The following is a 2455-nucleotide window of genomic DNA, read 5'->3' as shown; positions in this document are numbered from 1 at the left end:
TGTAAACGTCAACCCCAAATGAACAATTTTTGCTCATTTCGGATGAACACTTTTTGCTAAGAAAAAATTGTTTCTTGATGTTTTAATCGGTAACTTTCGTTGTTCATATGAATCACTTCAACTCGATGTAACAGACGGTCAAGTATTGCAGTCATCATCCCTGGATTATCTACGAGTTCTATCCATTGTTCTGGGCTTCGATTGGATGTTAAAATTAACGAACTTCGTTCATATAATTGATGAATAAGCTGGAAGAACAATGTGCCTTCTCGTTGATCCATTGCCATATACATGACATCATCAATTATCACAAGATCTGATGCACGCAGTCTCTTTAACTTAGTTTTTGACTTATTGACATATTCTTCTGTTTTTAATAGCTGAATTAATTCCCCCATGGTCACAAAATACACTTGAAAGCCTTTTTGAATCGCTTCAATTCCAAGGCCAACGGATAATAAAGTTTTTCCCGCTCCAGGTGGTCCAAGTAATATTAAGTTGTATGCTTGTTCTAACCATTGAAATTCACGTAATTGCCTTAATTGCCGCTCTGTAATGGCTGTTTGCTCATCTATATTAAACATACTTAAAGGTTTATAGAACGGGAAACGAGCCCAATTCATTCGTCTTTCAATACTTTTCTCCTCACGTCTTTTTAGTTCATACGTAGTTATCTGTTCTAAGAACTCTAAATATGTCCAAGATGATTGCTCTGCTTTCCGAAGGAGCTCTGGGAGCTCCTCCGCTGTTTCGGATAATCTCAATTGTTTAAAGGCTTGTTGAATTTCTGGAACACTTTTATTCATTTGTTTTTCCTCCCATTCTTTGAATGTATGTATTGAAATCCCTTGTTTCTACAGCTATCGAAGAAACAAGTTTAGTAGAATTGACCTGTATTTCAAGAATGGGATTAGATTCTTGTAGCTTTAAGTAATTTACGACATCTTGAAAAGCATTTGCACTATACAGTTTTTCACGGATACATTTCTCTAACGCCATTGGAATCCAATGAGGATCATTTTCGGCAACTCTTTGTAAAATGAGTAATTGATCACGGCGATAGCGCTTATATCTCTGGCAGATTTCATCAATATATTGTCTCGATGCTTCTCCAGTAGGAAATAAATGAAGCACTCTTTGTTTAAGCATATCAAGCGATTCTGTATGATCTCGTGCATGATTCGTATTTTTAATTAGCTTTCCTTTTTCTAAACTTATCGTGTGCTTGGCAAGTATTTCACCAGTTGTAGGTTCTATGATGATTAATTTTTCATTATTGATTTGCAGATTCACTGTAGAGCATTTCGTATATGTGCCGATAGGTACTGAATAGCGATTCGATTTGTAACGAATCGTGTTGTCCTTATTCACATTCCTTGTTATAATTTCAATAGGGTTGCTTTCTGTTAAAGAAAGCGGTGAGGAGATCTTTCGTAAGTGTTTCTTTTCCAGTTGATACACTTCGTAAGGTCTCTTTTTTATTGTTTGATGCACTTTATAGTTCCCAGTACGTTCTAGCCAATTCCAGGCTTTTTCATTCCAATCTCCGATTGTTGAGAAGATACGATGTGCTGCGAAATTATACTTGATATACTTCACAACGTTCTCAATTTTTCCTTTCGATTGGGGATCTGCTTTTCGACATAGGTAAATCTGAAATTTACGTTCGTTCACATATGCCTGAAATTTCTTTGTTAAGATAAGATCTCCAGCATTTTCGCTTACCGCAATAAGATTGTCTTGATCATAAACAATTTCTTCAGTCATTCCCCCAAAATATCTAAAGGCATTTTCGTGACAACGAATGGTGTCTTTGGTTGTAAAGGGGCGGTCTTGCCATTCCATATACTTTTGTCGAGAGTGAGATAATACAAAGGCAATAAAATAAAGTTTGATGTCCTTATTATCTATTGTTTTCTGAATGGTTTGTCCCCAGTCTACTTGCATTTGTTTTCCTGGTGGTAATTCATCAACAGCTTCATGTTCTCGGGGTTCATCCGTTTTTTCAATTTGATAAATTTCTCTCATCTCTTTGACATACCGACGAACTGTACTTTCTCCAACTTGTAAGTCAGGAAACTTTTCTTGAAGCCAGTCCAAAATTTGTGCTCCACTCATGCTTGGATTTTCTTGTAACCATGTCACAATCCAATCCCGATAGGGATCTAACTTTTTCTTTCGCTCAATCGTGCCAAACTCCTCCACCGCTTCTTCAAATGTCATATTTAAATACTTATAAACTGTATTACGTGAGATTTTCAATTTCCTTGCGATTTGTGAAATTCGCAATCTTTTAGTACGTAATTGATGGATTTCAATATATAACACAAGCTTCTCCTCCACTAGTACAACCTCCAATAAACTTAATAAACTAGTTTATTAGAAGTGTATTTGATAGTGAAAAAGTGTTCAATCCAAATGAGCGGAATCTGTTGATTTTATTTTATCGTTTACA

General features: G+C 35.8%; 2 protein-coding genes. Both read right to left on the bottom strand.

What is annotated here, in order from left to right:
- Positions 1-56: 56 nt before the first annotated feature.
- Positions 57-806, bottom strand: a complete 750-nt coding sequence (istB, locus tag ACFPOH_RS11225; RefSeq protein WP_208651315.1) for an IS21-like element helper ATPase IstB — start codon at positions 804-806, stop codon at positions 57-59.
- Entirely contained in the window at positions 799-2328 is a 1530-nt protein-coding gene (gene istA, locus ACFPOH_RS11220) for an IS21 family transposase (protein ID WP_245989626.1), read from the bottom strand. The genes istB and istA overlap by 8 nt, the downstream gene beginning before the upstream one ends.
- Positions 2329-2455: the final 127 nt, after the last annotated feature.

Origin of the sequence: Ureibacillus suwonensis (genome assembly GCF_042655065.1) — a bacterium.
Taxonomy (GTDB): Bacteria; Bacillota; Bacilli; order Bacillales_A; family Planococcaceae; genus Ureibacillus; species Ureibacillus suwonensis.
This window is presented reverse-complemented; position numbering and strand designations above follow the sequence as displayed.

Excerpts from the sequence above, each read along its gene's own strand:
- istB (WP_208651315.1), bottom strand. The coding sequence starts at position 806 with ATGAATAAAAGTGTTCCAGAAATTCAACAAGCCTTTAAACAATTGAGA.